12 protein-coding genes, 3 pseudogenes and 1 riboswitch are annotated in these 16279 nt (G+C 53.3%); of the genes and pseudogenes, 14 read left to right on the top strand and 1 reads right to left on the bottom strand.

The window, feature by feature from the left end:
- Positions 1–73 precede the first annotated feature (73 nt).
- The 6 genes and pseudogenes from ACHHV8_RS22000 (at position 74) to ACHHV8_RS21975 (ending at position 5923) form a co-directional block, all read left to right on the top strand.
- Positions 74–1379 (top strand): annotated as a pseudogene (locus ACHHV8_RS22000) (ABC transporter substrate-binding protein).
- Positions 1380–1837: 458 nt separating this feature from the next.
- The gene (locus tag ACHHV8_RS21995; protein ID WP_395161586.1) at positions 1838–2230 is read left to right on the top strand and encodes a hypothetical protein; all 393 of its coding nucleotides are present in this window, start codon (positions 1838–1840) and stop codon (positions 2228–2230) included.
- A gap of 151 nt (positions 2231–2381) precedes the next feature.
- On the top strand, positions 2382–3923 hold the full coding sequence (gene spoVB / locus ACHHV8_RS21990) for a stage V sporulation protein B (protein WP_395161584.1): 1542 nt from the start codon (positions 2382–2384) through the stop codon (positions 3921–3923).
- A gap of 543 nt (positions 3924–4466) precedes the next feature.
- Positions 4467–4875 (top strand): annotated as a pseudogene (locus ACHHV8_RS21985) (NUDIX domain-containing protein); the annotation flags it as partial.
- Between the two features lie 6 nt (positions 4876–4881).
- Positions 4882–5442, top strand: a complete 561-nt coding sequence (locus tag ACHHV8_RS21980) for a GNAT family N-acetyltransferase (protein WP_395163587.1) — start codon at positions 4882–4884, stop codon at positions 5440–5442.
- Positions 5429–5923: a hypothetical protein gene (locus ACHHV8_RS21975; RefSeq protein WP_395161582.1), complete on the top strand. Its 495-nt coding sequence runs from the start codon at positions 5429–5431 to the stop codon at positions 5921–5923. The genes ACHHV8_RS21980 and ACHHV8_RS21975 overlap by 14 nt, the downstream gene beginning before the upstream one ends.
- Positions 5924–5927: 4 nt before the next feature.
- On the opposite strand, the gene ACHHV8_RS21970 is transcribed toward ACHHV8_RS21975, so the two are convergent.
- Positions 5928–6851 carry an AEC family transporter gene (locus ACHHV8_RS21970; protein WP_395161580.1) on the bottom strand — a complete coding sequence of 308 codons (924 nt, stop codon included), beginning with the start codon at positions 6849–6851 and terminating at the stop codon, positions 5928–5930.
- 241 nt (positions 6852–7092) lie between these two features.
- Between ACHHV8_RS21970 and ACHHV8_RS21965 the strand changes: the two genes are divergently transcribed.
- The 8 genes and pseudogenes from ACHHV8_RS21965 (at position 7093) to ACHHV8_RS21930 (ending at position 16263) form a co-directional block, all read left to right on the top strand.
- Entirely contained in the window at positions 7093–7776 is a 684-nt protein-coding gene (locus ACHHV8_RS21965; RefSeq protein ID WP_395161578.1) for a queuosine precursor transporter, read from the top strand.
- A 304-nt stretch (positions 7777–8080) separates the two neighbouring features.
- Positions 8081–9370: a stalk domain-containing protein gene (locus ACHHV8_RS21960; RefSeq protein ID WP_395161576.1), complete on the top strand. Its 1290-nt coding sequence runs from the start codon at positions 8081–8083 to the stop codon at positions 9368–9370.
- Positions 9371–9689: 319 nt separating this feature from the next.
- Positions 9690–9797, top strand: a riboswitch (guanidine-I (ykkC/yxkD leader).
- 56 nt (positions 9798–9853) lie between these two features.
- Positions 9854–10327: pseudogene (locus tag ACHHV8_RS21955) on the top strand (APC family permease); the annotation flags it as partial.
- Between the two features lie 19 nt (positions 10328–10346).
- The gene (locus ACHHV8_RS21950) at positions 10347–11201 is read left to right on the top strand and encodes an APC family permease (RefSeq protein ID WP_395163586.1); all 855 of its coding nucleotides are present in this window, start codon (positions 10347–10349) and stop codon (positions 11199–11201) included.
- Between the two features lie 147 nt (positions 11202–11348).
- Complete coding sequence (locus ACHHV8_RS21945; protein WP_395161574.1) at positions 11349–11858, top strand: metallophosphoesterase; 510 nt, start codon at positions 11349–11351, stop codon at positions 11856–11858.
- A 15-nt stretch (positions 11859–11873) separates the two neighbouring features.
- On the top strand, positions 11874–13622 hold the full coding sequence (locus tag ACHHV8_RS21940; protein WP_395161572.1) for an ABC transporter ATP-binding protein: 1749 nt from the start codon (positions 11874–11876) through the stop codon (positions 13620–13622).
- Positions 13623–13668: 46 nt separating this feature from the next.
- The gene (locus ACHHV8_RS21935) at positions 13669–15483 is read left to right on the top strand and encodes an ABC transporter ATP-binding protein (RefSeq protein ID WP_395163585.1); all 1815 of its coding nucleotides are present in this window, start codon (positions 13669–13671) and stop codon (positions 15481–15483) included.
- Between the two features lie 354 nt (positions 15484–15837).
- Positions 15838–16263 carry a MarR family winged helix-turn-helix transcriptional regulator gene (locus ACHHV8_RS21930; protein WP_395161570.1) on the top strand — a complete coding sequence of 142 codons (426 nt, stop codon included), beginning with the start codon at positions 15838–15840 and terminating at the stop codon, positions 16261–16263.
- The last annotated feature ends 16 nt before the right edge of the window (positions 16264–16279 follow it).

The raw sequence follows: 16279 nt of genomic DNA, 5'->3' as shown, positions 1-16279 counted from the left end.
AATGGGGAAACGAAAAACGGCAGGGATACTGCTGGCGTCGATGATGGTTTTATTATCCGCTTGTAACGTCAATATGGGGGAAAGCGCAGACGGGGGCAAGAAGACAGAGGAAACGAAGCCGGGCAGCGCGCAGACATCCGCTCCTAAGAAGGTCGTCTTCTGGCATGCGATGGGCGGCTCCAACACGAAGGTCGTCGATCAGATGGTAGCGGACTACAATGCCTCGCAGGACAAAGTCAAGGTCGAAGCTGTTTTTCAGGGCACGTACGACGATTTGCTCAGCAAGCTGAAAGCATCGATGGGAACCAATGACGGCCCGTCCATCGTGCAAATGTATGAAATCGGCAGCCGGTTTATGGTCGATTCCAAAGCGATTACGCCGATGCAAAATTTTATTGACGCGGACAAATGGGACGTCTCGCAGCTGGAGCCGAATATTGCCGGGTATTATACGTTCGGCGGCAAGCTGTATTCGATGCCGTTCAACACGTCCAATCCGATCCTTTATTACAACAAAGACTTGTTCAAAGCTGCGGGCCTCGATCCGGCTAAGCCTCCCCGGACGTATGAGGAGTTAAAGGCCGCCGCCGACGCCATTACAAAAACCGGGAAAGCGACCGGCGCCAATTTTGCCATTTACGGCTGGTTCCTTGAGCAGTTTTTCGCCAACCAGGGCGCGGAATATGTCAACAACGGGAACGGCCTGGACCTCGCTTGCCACTGAATCGCTGGTGAACTCGGAAGCGGGGGTGAAGTCGTTGGCCTGGTGGAAGGATCTGATCGACTCCAAGGCGGCCAACAATCTCGGACGGAAAACGGACGACTCGAAGAAAGCGTTCTCTGCCGGCCAGGTGGGGATGATTCTCGAATCTACAGCTGCCCTCAAAGGGCTCGTGGACAGCGCAAGCGGCAAATTCGAGGTCGGCACCGGCTTTCTGCCGAAGCCTGCGGATGCGAAGGAAGGCGGTGTTGTCGTCGGCGGCGCAAGCCTGTGGATGATGAACAACCGTCCGGACGACGAGCAGAAGGCGGCTTGGGATTTCATCAAGTTCCTGACTTCGCCCAAGGAGCAGGCCTACTGGCACATTAACACCGGTTACTTCCCTATTACGAAAAAAGCTTATGATGAGGACAGTGTGAAGGAGAATCTGAAAAAATTCCCTCAGTTCCAGACCGCCATCGACCAGCTGCACCAAACGAAGCTGAATACCGCTACACAGGGCGCGGTCATGGGCGTGTTCCCGGAAGCGAGGCAAATTGTCGAAGGCGCGATTGAGGAAGTGCTGAACAATAAAAAGTCGCCGAAGGACGCTTTGGACGGCGCTGCAAAGGAAATTACCTCCAAAATTCAGCAGTACAACAAGACGGTGAAGCAGTAAGAAAAGGGGATGGCTGAGGGCGTGTCCGCAGCCATCCCTTTTTTAAACGCCAGAATTTATATGTTTTCGGGGTCCCCGCAAAGTACCTGAGTCCGCTTCGAAGCATAAGCCCCACTTTGTGGGGTTATTTTAACGACTGCATATGTGCTATAGAAAGCGGACCAAGCTTGACAGCAGTACATATGCTCGCGAGAACCGGAGCACGTTTTATAGCAGCTGCATGTGTCCGCGAGACACCGGGCCGGGCTTGCTTGCAGCACAATTGCTATCGAGAAACCGGGACAAGTTTTATAGCAGTCAAGTCCCGTTGGAATCGAACTCAAGCTTGACAGCAGCGCATGTACGCAGCCGGAAGACGGGTTCGGTCATGACACGGCTCGTCCGGTTCAATCCGCTCTGAACCGGGTAATGGAAGTACGATAGTTCCGATTTTCCATCCCAAAGGAGCGTGTTGAACCATGAGACAGATTCAAGCTTATTTCCATACGGAAAATGAAGCGGAGGACGTTCGCGTCAAGCTGCAGACCTGCAAACATGAGAATTTGGAAATCGGCGCCCTGCCGGAGCCGTTGGACAGGGAAATTCCCCTTCTGCTTCCGCTCGCATTTGCGGCGGGAACGTATGGCGGCCCCGTTGGCAACGGCTATGCTCCGGGAATAACGACCGGGGCGGCGGCGGCCGGAACCTATGTAGGACTTCGCTCGCTGGATGAAGAGGCGCACGACCGCAACGAGGACGGTGTGGATGACCGGGCGCTGCTGTATTCGCTTAGCGTTCAGGTTCCGGACGAGGACTATATCGAGGCCGTTGAACTGATCCGTCATGAAGGCGGGCATGTCGCTTATCCGTAAGACGAACGGTCTGAATCTAACCGTTCTTGACTTTAGCCGTTCCCGGCATTTGCCGTGGGACGGTTTTTCATGCTGCCCGGCTTGTTCGCATACATTGTCTCCATGTCGAATATGAATAGAGTTAAGCCTATAGATATGGAGATGTACGCGAATGCCCAAACCACAATCATCTTTTGTCCGGGGAACCTTTATCTTGACCGCTGCGGCCTTTATTACGCGAATTATCGGATTCCTGAACAGTATTTTGCTGGCCCGCTATCTGGGGCCGGAGGGCATCGGACTGCTTATGATGGCCCATCCGCTCGTTCCGATGATGATTACTCTGACCAGCCTGGGCCTGCCTGTAGCTATTTCGAAGCTGGTGGCCGAAGCGGAAGCCCAGGGCAATGAGGGGAAAGTCAAACGTATCCTTCAAGTGTCGTTAACTTTGACGGTGACTATCAGCATTGTGCTGACGGTCGGCACCTTCTTGGGCTCAAAATCGATTGCATCCGTCATTTTGGCCGATCAGAGAGCCTACTATGCGATGCTCGCAATTATCCCCATCGCTCCGCTTGTGGCGATTTCATCCGTGCTGAAGGGATATTTTCGAGGCAAGCAAAATATGAAGCCCATCGCTATTTCCGATGTTATAGAGAACATTGTTCAAATTACCGTCATCGTAGCGCTGGTGCAAGTGCTGCTTCCTTACGGGCTTGAGTATGCGGCTGCCGGGGCGATGGTCTGTTCGGTGATTGGCGAGGGCAGCGGTCTGCTGTATTTGCTTTTTATGTATATTGTATACAAAAAGAAAAGCAACCGGACAGGAGCGGACGGCACGGCTTCCTTGCCGCTGCCCAGCAAGAAGCATACGCTGAATGAGCTGCTGAACATCGGTCTTCCATCCACCGGCCAAGGCTTTATCCATTCGATTTACCGGGCGTTCAAGCCTGCGCTGGTCATTAAAAGCATGGCGATTGCGGGAATCGGCACCGCTTTGGCAACGAAGCAGTACGGTCTCCTGATGGGCTATGCTTTTCCGCTGTTGGTCTTTCCAACCTTTATTATGAGCTCGTTATCCACTGCGCTCATCCCGTCGATCAGTGAGGCGAATGCGGCGGGCAACCGCCGGCTGATCCATCAAAGAATCGATCAGGCGATTCAGTTAGCCTTTATCGTCGGGGCTCCGTGCACGTTAATCTTGTATATGTGGGCGATCCCATTGACCACCGTACTCTATCATGCGCCGGAGGCAGGGAGCCTGCTGAAGCTGCTGGCGCCTTTTTTCCTGCTGCATTATTTCGAAGAGCCTCTGCACGCGATTCTTCTTGGGGTCGGGCGGGTCCGGACGGTTATGTGGAATTTTATGATCAGCACGGTGCTTCAGGCGGCGGCGATCTTCTTTTTCGGCTCAGAATGGGGAATTTACGGGGTGGCGACAGGCATCAACTTCGGAATTTGCATCATTACGATGCTGAATTTTCTGGCAATAGCCACCCACATCGGCTTCTCGCTGGACAGCCGAAGATATTTGAAAACCGTCCTGTGTCTGCTGTGTATGGCTATCTGCGGGCAGGGGGTCTATGTATTTATGAACCATGAGGGCTATGCTCTTCCTTGGGTAGCGTTCGTCTCCATCATCGTGTCGTTGGTCGTGTACGCCATGTCATTGGTTGCTACCAATACATTCAAGCTGACAGCGCGCAGCAGTTGAGCAGTAGCAACCGTAGCAATAGCAGTAGCAGAGCAGTAAAATGAGCAGTAGAAAGAGCAGTAGCAACCGTAGCAATAGCAGTAACAGAGCAGTAACAGAGGAGTAGCAGTAGCAATAGCAATAGCAATAATAGAAGCAGCAAAAGCAGTAAAACTGCAGTAACGGCAAAAACGGCAAAAACGAGCTTTGGTACTCTCGATATCGAAACCGACGATCTCATCTCAGCAACACCAGCAGCAACAATAGCAGCAACACCAGCAGCGACAATAACAGAAACAGATAAAGGCGATACATACATCTTCTTGATTTATTAAAAAAGTAAAAATTTTACATTTTTTTTCGAAAGGGATATATCGCAGTATAAATACAATTGGAGAACTAAGGGCATCAGGACAGAAGCAAGAGCCGCGGTGAAACGCGGCTCTTGCTATTTTTTTGCGCGATCCGATCTTTTTTCAACGAAGGTGCCTCTCGGCTGGAAAAGGGAAATCATGAACCCTATAATAAAAGTATTCGCACGACCCGAACAAAGGAGCAAACGCTATGAGCATATGGAGAGGCGCAGCGGCAATTTGCGTCAATGAGAAGAAGGAGCTTCTAATGATTCTTCAGGGAAGGAAGGATGAGGAGAAGCGCTGGTCTCGTCCCGTCCGGACAGGCCGAAGGGGACGAGACCTATGAGGCATGCTGCGCCCGCGAGGTATGGGAGGAGACGGGATACGAAGCGAAGGTTGGCCGTTATCTGCATGAGAAAGGCGGCGTCAGCCGCGGTATATTATACAAGGTGAAATACTTTGAGGCGGAGCTGATCGGAGGCTCGCCCGTACTTCATGATCCGGATGAGCTGATTTATGACATCCAGTGGAAGAGTGCGCAGGAGATTGAGCTTCTGGAGCTGACCTATCCCGAGGATCGGGCATTTTTGCTGGAATATGTCCGTACCGGCGCCAGCCCGGTTGTGTACCGCAGCAATCCTTTGACTGTCCGCGGGCTGCTTCCTTCGGATGCGGCTCTGCTGCACCGGTGGCTGAACGACCCGGTCGTGCTCGAATATTATGAAGGACGGGATCGTCCGCAAACCGATGAGAGGGTGCAGGCGCATTTTTACAGCGGGGATGACAAGGTATTTCGCTGTATTGTTGAGTATGACGGCTGCCCGATCGGATACATACAATATTACAGGCTGGATGAAGAGGGAATCCGGGGATACGGTTTGGAGGAACCGGCTGCCGGAGAACGGATTTTCGGAATGGACCAGTTTATCGGGGAGCCTGCCTATTGGAACCGGGGAGTCGGACGGCGGCTAGTGAGCTCTATGCTTCGGCACCTGGAGGAACGGCATCGTGCGGAGCGGGTGGTTATGGATCCGCAGACATGGAACGGCAGGGCTGTCGCCTGCTACGAAAAGTGCGGGTTCCGCAAGGTCAAGCTGCTGCCCGGCCACGAATGGCACGAAGGAAAGATGCGGGATTGCTGGCTGATGGAACGGCGTCTGGAGGGGCCCTATGCTGAGGTATAATCGGGAAAAACACGATTTGGAGCGCGCTGCGGCCGCTATTTTTATCGGGATTTACAACCAGAACCATACACCCAAGCTGAGGCTGCTTTACCAGCGGGAGCGTCCCGATGCCGTGCTGCAGATCCAGGATCCGCTGCAGCGGCAGCTCGGGATGGAAATTACCCACTTATTCTATGATTCGGAGGAAGCCAAGCGGCTGCTGGGACGCTCCAAAAACCACGCGCACAGCCAGGAGCTGATCGAGCTGCTGGTAAAAGAATTAAACTACCGGATTCAGATCAAGGAAGCGAAGATCAGCACGTACGCGACGGAATATCCGATCGCGCTGCTGATCCGCAATGCCTCGCCGTCCTTCGGGATGTCGGATATTTTGCGGGAAAAGCATCTGCTGTATAAGCCGCAGGGAAAATTTACGCATGTCTGGTTCCTGTCCAGAGACGGAACGAACGAATGGCTGCTCAAGGATCTGAATCGGCTGTAGCCGGTTATTTGACGCAGACAATCAGAACGGGCAGCACGATGAACGACGCGAGGGTCGTCCACAGGATACATTTGGTCACCATCTTCGGGGAAGCGTTGAAGCGTTCCGCCAGAATGCCGGCATTGACCGCCGCAGGCATGGAAGCCAGAATGAGCAGGACGGAGAATAAGGTGCCTTTTACCTGCAGCAGGGTGAGAACGAGACAGGCAAGCAGCGGAGACAGGAGCAAGCGGACCGTCATGCCGGTCCAGAAAGCCTTTTGAATGCCGGGGTCGTATTCCGTTTTTCGGACACTGGCCATTTGCGCGCCCAATATAGCTAACACGACAGGGGAATACGCTTGGGAAACCATCGCGATTCCTTTTTCTATGCCCGCGGGGAAATGCAGTTCGAAGGCTCTAAGGAGAAAGGCAAGCAGCGCCGCGTAAATAGCCGGCAGGGAAAAGACGGATTTCACTGCATTTTTGATGGAAAATTGCGACCTTGCCGCGAAATAGACTCCGATCGTGTTCACGATGACCATCTGCGCGATGACATAGACGGATGCCTTGTCCAGCCCCAGCTTTCCGAATGCAAGGAGGACAAGCGGCAGGCCGTAATTGACGCTGTTCGTAAAAGTCGATACGAGCGTCACGCCTGCGGTTTCCGTGGAGGGGAGCTTGAGCAGACGTCCTATCAGGTTGGCGGCGGCCCACAGCACAAGGAGATTGAGCAGCGAGAAGGCACAGGTTTTGTATACGTCGTCGAAGGAGAGCTCGGCTGTGGTCAAAGTTTCGAAAATAATGGCCGGGCTTAGAAAATACAGATACAGCGTCAGCAGAGGCTTCGTTTCCAATTGTTTGTACCGTGCCAGCAGAGCCCCGACGATAACGGGAATGGACAAGGGCACGATGACTTGAAACAGCGTCGTTAATACGGATTGCATCATTTCGTAAGGCCTTCCCTTCCGTGGACATATTTCCTTCAAATTTAACCCAAAAACCGCTGCGCGTCCAAGAGCGAAAAGCTATAGTTTTCATAGTTAGATCCTATGGATTGCCGGAATAAAGACGCCGTGATACAATAATGCCTTCGGTATACCATGCCGATCCGGCTTAACCGGCGGGCCGTTCAGGCGCCGGTCGCGGTTCGAAACCATCCCGCGTGATCAAAACTAGGGAGAGAGGACTATGTTTAATTTGGCTTGGGGCGCTGCGTTCGTCATCGTCAATTTTGCGCTGTTCCTGATCAGCTACAGGCTGTTCGGGCGCAAGGGGTTGTATGCCTGGGTTGCTTTTGCCACGGTGCTGGCGAACATCCAGGTCGTCAAAACGATTGAAATTTTCGGCTTCGTTATGACGCTGGGCAATTCGGTTTATGCTTCGATCTACATGAGCACGGATTTGCTGAATGAGAAATACGGCGCCAAGGCGGCGAAGCAGGCGGTTTGGTTCGGCTTCTTCAGCCTCATTGCATCCACTATCATGATGCAGATGGTGCTTGTCTTCGTACCGCAGCAGGAGGACATTTCACAGGAGGCGCTGAAGACGATTTTCGGGTTGGCTCCGCAGATTGCTCTCGGCAGTGTCTGCGCGTATTTAATCAGCCAGTTTCTCGATGTGCGCGTCTTCAGCGTGCTGAAGCGCAAATTTCCGGAACGCGGACAATTCTGGCTGCGGATTAATGGAAGCACGGGGCTGAGCCAGTTTATCGATTCGCTGGTCTTCTGCTCGATCGCCTTCTACGGCGTGTACCCGATTGACGTCTGGTGGCAGATTCTATTGACCACCTATGTGCTGAAATTTATGATTTCGGCTGCGGGGACGCCGGTCTTATATATCGCCCGAACGTTTAAGTTTCAGAATACGGACTAATCAGCTCATGTAAAGCAGGAAGCCGCACCCTCCGGGGATGCGGCTTTTTATTATGGAGTTTCGGCAGCGGAAGCTTACGGAATTCATGTGAAGCGTGGAGCGCTGGCTTCGGACGAAAGCCGCAGTCAGCAGGCCTGCATCTCGTTCTTCGCATTCTAGAACAAGCCTGACGCCAATATACTGTACTAAAGATTTCAGCCTATCTTCAAGCAGGACTTAGTGCTCAAGACCCGCAAGAAAACCGCGGGCGCATCCGATCCGCTGGAAGAAATTTTCTGGTGCCGTACCAAAAGGAGCGTAAGGAATGAAGAAAAAGATGCTTGGCTGCCTGACGGCGGCAATCCTGGTTATGGGAGCGGTTCCTGCCGGGCTGCCTTCAAGTCCCCAGAAAGCGTATGCTTGCTCGAAAGGGGAGGTCACCACCCCGGAGTATGATTATTCGGCGGCGAATCAAGTATTTTACGGAATGGTCAATACGGTGGAGGACGTGTATTTTGGCGGCGAGCTGTTCCGCATGGCTACCTTTGTCGTCGATACGAATCTGAAAGGCCGATACACCCGGACGGTGCTGACTCCGGTAGACAGCGACCGCTGCGGCGTCGAATTTGTACCGGGAACGAGCTATCTGGTGTTTGCCGACAACCGCGCGGGTTATCCTGCTGCGGGTGCTTTTAGCGTCTTCGCCGGGGATGAGGCGTTGCGCAGGCTGGCGATTGTGAAGGAGCTGGAGGCGGCTATGCCGCTGCCGGAGTCCGGGGAGCGTCGGGTGACGCTGTATCCCGGGTCGAAAGTCACCGTTACGCTTGACGGCCGGACTATTCCGGTAACGCCGGGCTCGCTCATTTATAAAGACATGCTGTATGTGCCGGCGACGTTTTTCCGGGATACGCTGGGCTATGTGACGGTCTGGAATGAGGAGGCGAAGCGGTACGACATTCTGCTGCGCTCGGAATGGGCGGGCATCGCCGCACAGGGGGATCAGGCGCAGGCCGCGTTCTGGACCGGCTCCCGGGGGATTCCGCCGGGCAACGAGCCGTTCGAGGCCGGCGTCACATACTCGGACGTGCAGGCTAAGGTGGACGGCAAAAGATATTCGCCGGAGCACATGCCGTTCGTTTACGACGGCGTCGTGTTTGTCCCGCTGCGAGATACTGCCGAGAAGCTCGGCGTGCAAGTGGGGTGGGATGCCGCTTCCAATACCGCGGCGCTGAAAGATACAAGGCCGATTGACCGGTCGGATCATCCGGTGCTGGAGCTGAAGCTGACTTCGTCTGCGGCCGGCGTGCCGGATCTGATCGTCGACCGGATCGAAAACGATCAGGCGTTTTACCGGGTCGACCGCCCGCTGCAGTATGGGGAAACGGCGGAGCAGCTGTCCGCGCCTTTCCTGGATTTGGTCAACTCGGCCGGAGACCGGAGCATCCGCCTATTCCTTAAGACCGGAGTGCGGGAGAATGAGCTGGCCGTATCGAAAGGCTTGGCGGACGCCTTATTAACGGATCCGGTTGTTCGGGTATCGCTGAGCTTGACGCTGGGCCGCGACTTCTTTGCCTGGCCGGAGGATTACGTCATCAGGAGAGCAAACATCCACTAAAAGTTTACAGTCCAACCCGTCTCTAACTATAAAGAGGCGGGTTTTTTTGTTGTGATTTTTTGTGACGCGATTACATACGAAAAAGTAATTCTTTTCAAATAAATCATTTTATGTTATATTATCTAACATAAAACAAGATGTATTCTTCCTTTCGCGAAGAGATGTGATATTTTGGCTTGATTTCGATCTAAACGCAAGTATTCTTGTGAAAGAAAGTAACGTACATCTTGCCTTGGTTATTAAAGTTGATTGTCTCATTCTGATTATTGAAGTGAATGGAAGTTAACTGTGAAATGGAAGCTTGAACCGTCGATTACTATGTAAAGTTTTCTAGGGTTCCGCGGTAAGCAGCAGCATGCCGGCCAGGTCCGAGAGAAAACGCACAGCCTGAAGGCTGTGTTCACGGAGGGATAAAAGCCCGGGAGGATATCGTTTGCTGATATCTCCCGGGCTTTATTTTTTTATAAGAAAGGGTGCTGCACGATGCCAACGCAAACGAAGCTTCGCCAATCACTGACCTTGTATCAAGTCGTATTCCTGGGGTTAGCCTGGATGACGCCGATGATCTATTTCTCGGTGTACGGGATTGCGTATGAAACCTCCCATGGCATGCTGGTTCAAGCTTATGCGCTTGCTTTTATTGCGATCTTTTTTACCGCATACAGCTACGGTATCATGGCTAAGTCCCATCCGACCTCAGGTTCCGCTTATGTTTATGCCAAGAAGGCGCTCCATCCTTATATCGGCTACCTGGTCGGCTGGGCGCTTCTGCTGGACTATTTGTTCTCGCCGATCATTGCCTGCCTGATGTTCGGCATCTATGTCCATGCGCAGTTTCCTTCCATTCCCTCCTGGCTGTGCATCGTCGTGTTGAATGCAGCCCTGGCCGTCGTCAATCTGCTGGGAATCAACTTTTCCGCCCAGCTTAGCAAAGTGTTCGTCTTGATACAGATGCTCTTTATCGCGGTCTTCTGCACTGTGCTCGGTATCCGGCTGCTCGGCTCGGACCAGCCGTTGCATTCCGTGTTCCAGACGGACGTCCCGCTTCCGGTCCTTTCTATCAGGCGCTTCCATCATTTGCTTCTCCTTCCTCGGATTCGATTCAGTCACCACGATGTCGGAGGAAACGATAAATGCGAAGAAGACGATTCCAAGAGCCATTATGATGATCATCTTAGTGGCCATTGTGCTCTATATGGGGCCATCAATCCTGACGCAGATGAGCTTTTCTGGCATGACATTTGCGAACGTGGACGCCGCGGGCTTCGAGCTGGTGCAGAACATCGGGGGCACGCTGCTGAGCTCAGTGTTTATTACGGTGCTGATTATGGCGATTTTTACCCAGGGGCTTTCGTCCATGACGACCGTCTCCCGTCTGCTGTATGTGATGGGAAGAGACTCGATTCTGCCTAAGCGGCAGTTCGCCTATGTGCATCCGAGGTACAAGACGCCGGCCTTCAATATTATTCTAGTCACGCTCGTTTCGCTGCTCGCGTTGGTCATCAGTCTCGATATGGCCGTCAAATTCGTCAATTTCGGCGCGCTGACCGCCTTTATCTTCGTCAACCTGTCAGTCATTGCGCAAAAATTTGTTCGTGAAAAGCGCCGTTCCTTGAAGCAGACGCTGCTCTACCTCGTGTTTCCGCTCGTAGGCGCCGGTTTTATCGGCTGGCTGCTGTCGCTGCTGGATGCGAACGCATTGACGGTTGGACTGATCTGGATCGGGTTCGGAATCGCGTTTCACCGTTACCGGAACAGGGGCCGTGCAGACAATCGTACGGCATTGCCGGAGCGGCAGCCTGGGACTGCGGCGGTCCGGACGGAAGCCTAGTCCCCCAAAAGCACCCTTAACAGGGTGTTTTTTTTATGCGGGTCAAATGATCCATGTTTTGGTTGCAGAGGGAAGTCGGATTGCTTATTCTAAAGAAGTAAGTCTTGTACGGAATCAAGCATAATTATAGAAGAGAGGAGGACGGATATGCAGAAGGTTTATCTGATTTCGGATCATCATTTTGGGCATAAGCAGATTATTGATTTCGAGTCCAGGCCATTCGGCAGCGTAGAGGAAATGACCGAGTCGATGATAGCTAAATGGAATGAGGTCGTGGGCCAAGAGGACCTGGTATTTCATTTGGGCGATTTTTCGTTTCTGAATCAGGAGAAGACGAGTGGCATTCTTTCCCGGTTAAACGGCTACAAAATGCTGATTATGGGCAACCATGACCGCGGACGGCCGAGGACCTGGTGGCTGGAAGCGGGCTTCCAGGAGGTTAGCGAGCATCCGATCGTTTACGGCGGATTTTTCTTTCTCTCCCACGAACCGATGTATATGAATAAACAGATGCCTTACGCCAACATCCACGGACACATTCACGGACAGAAGTATGAAGGGAAGCAGTATATTAACGTCAGCGTGGAGCATTGGAACTATACGCCGGTTTCATTTGACGCCATCCGGGCGATGGTTGTGCCGAATGAAGAGCAGTAGGGGGAAGAGCGCGAAATGAGATTTATGAACAAGTATATCAAAAAGTATTGGAAGCTGTTTTGCGTATCCATTTTCTTTGTCACGCTGGAGGCGTGCGCGGACCTGCTGCAGCCGACGATTATGGCGAAAATTATCGATGTCGGCGTCGCGAACCGTCAGATGAATGTGGTGCTGCAGATGGGAGGTCTGATGCTCCTGGTCACGGCGATGGGAGCGGTGGCGGCCTCGTCGCGCAATATCGTCTCCAGCCGGGTCTCTCAAAGCTTCGGCGCCGAGCTGCGATCGGATTTATTCCGCAAAATACAAACGCTTTCATTCGAAAATATCGACCGGTTCGACCGGGCTTCGCTCGTTACGCGCTTAACGAACGACATCACGCAGGTACAGACGTTTGTCAACGGACTGATGCGGGTCTTTGCCAAAGCCCCGCTTCTGTGCATCGGCAGCTTGATTATGGCAACCCGCCTAAATCCCCATCTCGCCGTCGTGCTGCTGATCGTTGTGCCGGTGGTCGGGGTGCTGATCGCGCTGAATATGAAGGTCGGCTTTCCCTTCTTTACGAGGGTCCAGCATGCCTTGGACCGAGTTAACCTGGTGATGCGGGAATATTTGTCGGGGGTGCGTGTGGTCAAGGCCTTCAATCGGTTCGACGCGGAGGTCGATAAGTTTGACGGGGTGAACCAGGAGTACCGGAGGCGGTCGACCCTTGCCATGCGGGCCATGGCTATCTTCAGTCCGGGAATTACGCTGACGGTCAATTTCGGGATCGTGGCCATTATTTGGCTCGGCGGCTTGCGGGTGAACAGCGGCCAAATGCAGGTTGGCCACATCATTGCCTTCGTAAACTATATGACACAAATCTTATTTTCGCTGATGACCATCTCGATGGTTTTCAACATGCTGGTTCGCGCCAAGGCTTCTACCGGACGGATCGGCGAAGTGTTCGAAGAGCAGAACACGATGACCTGGTCCGAGGCGGCGCCGGCTGTGGAGCCAAAGGATGAAACGATGCGGGGCCGTATCGATTTCGAACAGGTGTCCTTCGCCTATGCGGGCTCGAACGGCGAGCCTGTGCTGCGCGACATTACGTTCAGCTGCCTGCCCGGGGAAACGGTCGGCATTATCGGCTCGACCGGTTCGGGCAAAAGCAGCCTGATCAACCTGATACCCCGGTTTTACGACGCCGGGCAGGGAACGGTCAAAGTGAACGGCAAGGATGTGCGCGAGGTCGATCCGCAGCGGCTCAGGGAAACGATTGCGGTTGTCCCGCAAAAAACGGTGCTGTTCACGGGCTCCGTCCTGGACAACATCCGTTTCGGCAACGAGCGGGCCACGCGGGAGGAGATCGAGCATGCCGCCAAAATGGCGGAAGCGCACGATTTCGTCGCTGCCTTCCCGGAAGGCTACGACACGATGCTGGGGCAACGCGGGGTCAATTTCTCCGGCGGGCAGAAGCAGCGCATTTCGATTGCGCGGGCGCTGGTCCGCAAGCCGGACATTCTCATTCTCGACGACTGTACCAGCGCGGTTGACGTAGCTACGGAAGCCAACATTAAGGAGGCGCTGAGAACGTATGCGCAGGGCCTGACCTGTCTCATTATCGCCCAGCGGATCACCTCCGTTATGGATGCGGACAAAATTATCGTCATGGACCAAGGCCGAATCGTCGGCTTGGGCAAGCATGAGGAGCTTATGGAAACGTGCGGCGTGTACCAGGAAATTTTTCAATCCCAGGTAGGTAAGGAGATGCATCACAATGTCTGAGCAAAAGAGCGGAGCAGGCTCTCCGAACCAGCCTCCCGACATTCCTATGCTGGCCGGACGTGCCGGAGGCTTCGGCGGCCGCGGCCGGCCTGTCGTCAAACCGAAAAATTTTAAAGGAACCCTGAGAAGGCTGTGGCAGTATCTCGGCAGGGAAAGAAAATGGCTTGGCATCATTTTTATTTTTATCCTTATCGATGCGGCGGTTATGCTTCTGGGACCTTATCTCATAGGTGTGTCCATTGATTCGATGACAGCGGCGGAGGGCAGCGTCAATTTCAAGCTGCTCGAAATTGCGGTCATCGCGCTGGCCGCATCCTACCTTGTCGACGCCCTGCTCACCTTTTTGCAGGGGTGGCTGATGGCCGGCGTATCGCAGCGGATCGTGCTGAGCCTGCGCCGGGCTTTGTTCGGCAAGCTGCAGAAGCTGCCGCTCGCCTACTTCGATACGAGACGGCACGGGGAAGTCATGAGCCGCCTGTCCAACGATATCGACAACGTCAGCAATACTTTGTCCCAATCCATTACGCAGCTGATGTCAGGCTCGATTGCCATTATAGGCTCCCTTATTATGATGCTGATTCTCAGCCCGCTGCTCACGCTGGCAAGCTTGATTACAGTGCCGCTGGTCTATATGCTGGCCAAAACCATTACGAAACGAACGAGCGTGCTGTTCAAGGATCAGCAGGTGCAGCTCGGCAAGCTGAACGGCCATATCGAGGAGACGATCTCGGGACTGATGGTCGTCAAGGCATTCAACCATGAAGAGAAAGCCATCGAGGAGTTCGAGGAAGTGAACTCTACGCTGTGCGAGGTCGGCCTGCGCGCCCAGATCTGGTCGGGCTTTATGATGCCGCTGCTGAGCGTCATTACTAACATCGGCTTTGCTGCCGTAGCGATCGTCGGCGGGATTTTGGCGGTCAAAAGCATGATTACGGTCGGGATCATCGCCAGCTTCCTGAGCTATTCCCGGCAGTTCGTCCGCCCGTTGAATGAAATTGCCAACATTTTTAACGTGCTGCAGTCAGGGGTGGCGGGAGCGGAACGTGTGTTCGAGGTGCTGGACGAGGAAGAGGAGAGCGAAGACGAGCCGGGTGCCAAGGTGCTGACGAACCCGAGGGGACATGTCGTGTTCGATAACGTCAGCTTCGGTTACCGTCCGGACGTGCCGATTTTAAAGCATGTCAGCTTCGATTCCGAGCAGGGAAGCAGTACCGCGCTTGTCGGTCCGACAGGAGCGGGCAAAACGACGATTGTCAATCTGCTGACCCGCTTTTATGATGTAACCGGCGGGACGATTCGCATCGATGGGACGGATATCAAGGAATATACGAGGGACAGCTTGAGAAGAGCATTCGGCATTGTGCTTCAGGACACGTATTTGTTCTCGGGGAGTATCAAGGAGAATATCAAATACGGCCGTCCGGATGCGACGGATGATGAGGTAGAGAAGGCCGCCGCGATGGCGAATGCGGATGTGTTTATCAACAGGCTGCCGAATAAATATGAGACGCTGCTGACGGAAAATGGCGGCAATTTGAGCCAGGGCCAGCGGCAGCTGCTCGCTATTGCCCGGGTAATATTGGCGAAGCCGTCCATTCTCATCCTGGATGAGGCGACCAGCAGCATCGATACCCGGACGGAGCTGCATATTCAGGATGCGCTGCTGCAAATCATGCAGGGAAGAACCAGCTTTATTATCGCCCACAGGCTGAATACGATCCGGGATGCTGATACGATTATGGTTATCGACCAAGGAGAGATTGCCGAAAAGGGCAGCCATGACCAGCTGATTCAGGAGCAGGGCAAGTATTACCGGATGTTTTTCAACCAATTTAAAAATTTGGAAGGCGCAATGGATTAGCCGCCAGGAATGAACCGGTCTTGGCCTGTGATCTGCAGTATTCCGTAGTGGAACTGCAGGTCATAGATTAAGACTTTTTTGGGTAGAACAAATTCCAAGTCCCATCCCGGTCGAGGGTTCTTAAGAACGCCGTCCATTGTGCCAAGAGCAAGCGGCAGCCAGGAGAGGATAGTTGGTTTGCATGGACTTAACAGTTCGAGAATGGGCCGGGGAATGGAAGCAGCTTAGAGAGTGGTGAGTGGTTTGACGCTCTTCAAGAAACAGTCCTGATGATTTTGACTATTGACTTTGGTTGAGTCTCACTTTATATTAGTTGTACATACAAAATAAAAATGGAAAGGAGTGGAATAAAGCATGGATGAGAGCTTCCTTCATAATTGTTTATTTTTTACGACGAACCGGTTAAGCCGGGCGATTACGAAGATGGCGGAGGAAGAATTTGCGGCAACGGGGCTAACGCCGATGTACGGTTATTTAATCCGGCTAGTGAATATTAATCCGGGCATCTCACAGAAGGAATTGGCCGAGAAGCTGTATATTACCGCCTCCACGCTGACCCGGTTTATTGACAAGCTGGAAGGCAAGCATCTGGTGGAGCGCAGAGGCCAGGGGAAAACGGTGCTCGTGTATCCAACCGAAAAGGGACAACAGCTGCTGGAAACGATTCTGCAGGCTTCCAAAAGCTTTCATCAGAAATACGAAGAGCTGCTTGGACCGGAAGCGGCCCGCCAGCTGTCCGAAAATATGAAGCAGATGAGCGAGAAGCTGGAGAGGCAATAAGTTTTTATTTTTTTAG

The sequence above is a fragment of the Paenibacillus sp. TAB_01 genome (assembly GCF_043945595.1).
Taxonomy (GTDB): Bacteria; Bacillota; Bacilli; order Paenibacillales; family NBRC-103111; genus Paenibacillus_S.
This window is presented reverse-complemented; position numbering and strand designations above follow the sequence as displayed.

Excerpts from the sequence above, each read along its gene's own strand:
- ACHHV8_RS21930 (WP_395161570.1), top strand. The coding sequence starts at position 15,838 with ATGGATGAGAGCTTCCTTCATAATTGTTTATTTTTTACGACGAACCGG.
- ACHHV8_RS21960 (WP_395161576.1), top strand. The coding sequence starts at position 8,081 with ATGAAGAAAAAGATGCTTGGCTGCCTGACGGCGGCAATCCTGGTTATG.
- ACHHV8_RS21995 (WP_395161586.1), top strand. The coding sequence starts at position 1,838 with ATGAGACAGATTCAAGCTTATTTCCATACGGAAAATGAAGCGGAGGAC.
- ACHHV8_RS21935 (WP_395163585.1), top strand. The coding sequence starts at position 13,669 with ATGCTGGCCGGACGTGCCGGAGGCTTCGGCGGCCGCGGCCGGCCTGTC.
- ACHHV8_RS21965 (WP_395161578.1), top strand. The coding sequence starts at position 7,093 with ATGTTTAATTTGGCTTGGGGCGCTGCGTTCGTCATCGTCAATTTTGCG.
- ACHHV8_RS21945 (WP_395161574.1), top strand. The coding sequence starts at position 11,349 with ATGCAGAAGGTTTATCTGATTTCGGATCATCATTTTGGGCATAAGCAG.
- ACHHV8_RS21970 (WP_395161580.1), bottom strand. The coding sequence starts at position 6,851 with ATGATGCAATCCGTATTAACGACGCTGTTTCAAGTCATCGTGCCCTTG.
- ACHHV8_RS21975 (WP_395161582.1), top strand. The coding sequence starts at position 5,429 with ATGCTGAGGTATAATCGGGAAAAACACGATTTGGAGCGCGCTGCGGCC.
- ACHHV8_RS21940 (WP_395161572.1), top strand. The coding sequence starts at position 11,874 with ATGAGATTTATGAACAAGTATATCAAAAAGTATTGGAAGCTGTTTTGC.
- spoVB (WP_395161584.1), top strand. The coding sequence starts at position 2,382 with ATGCCCAAACCACAATCATCTTTTGTCCGGGGAACCTTTATCTTGACC.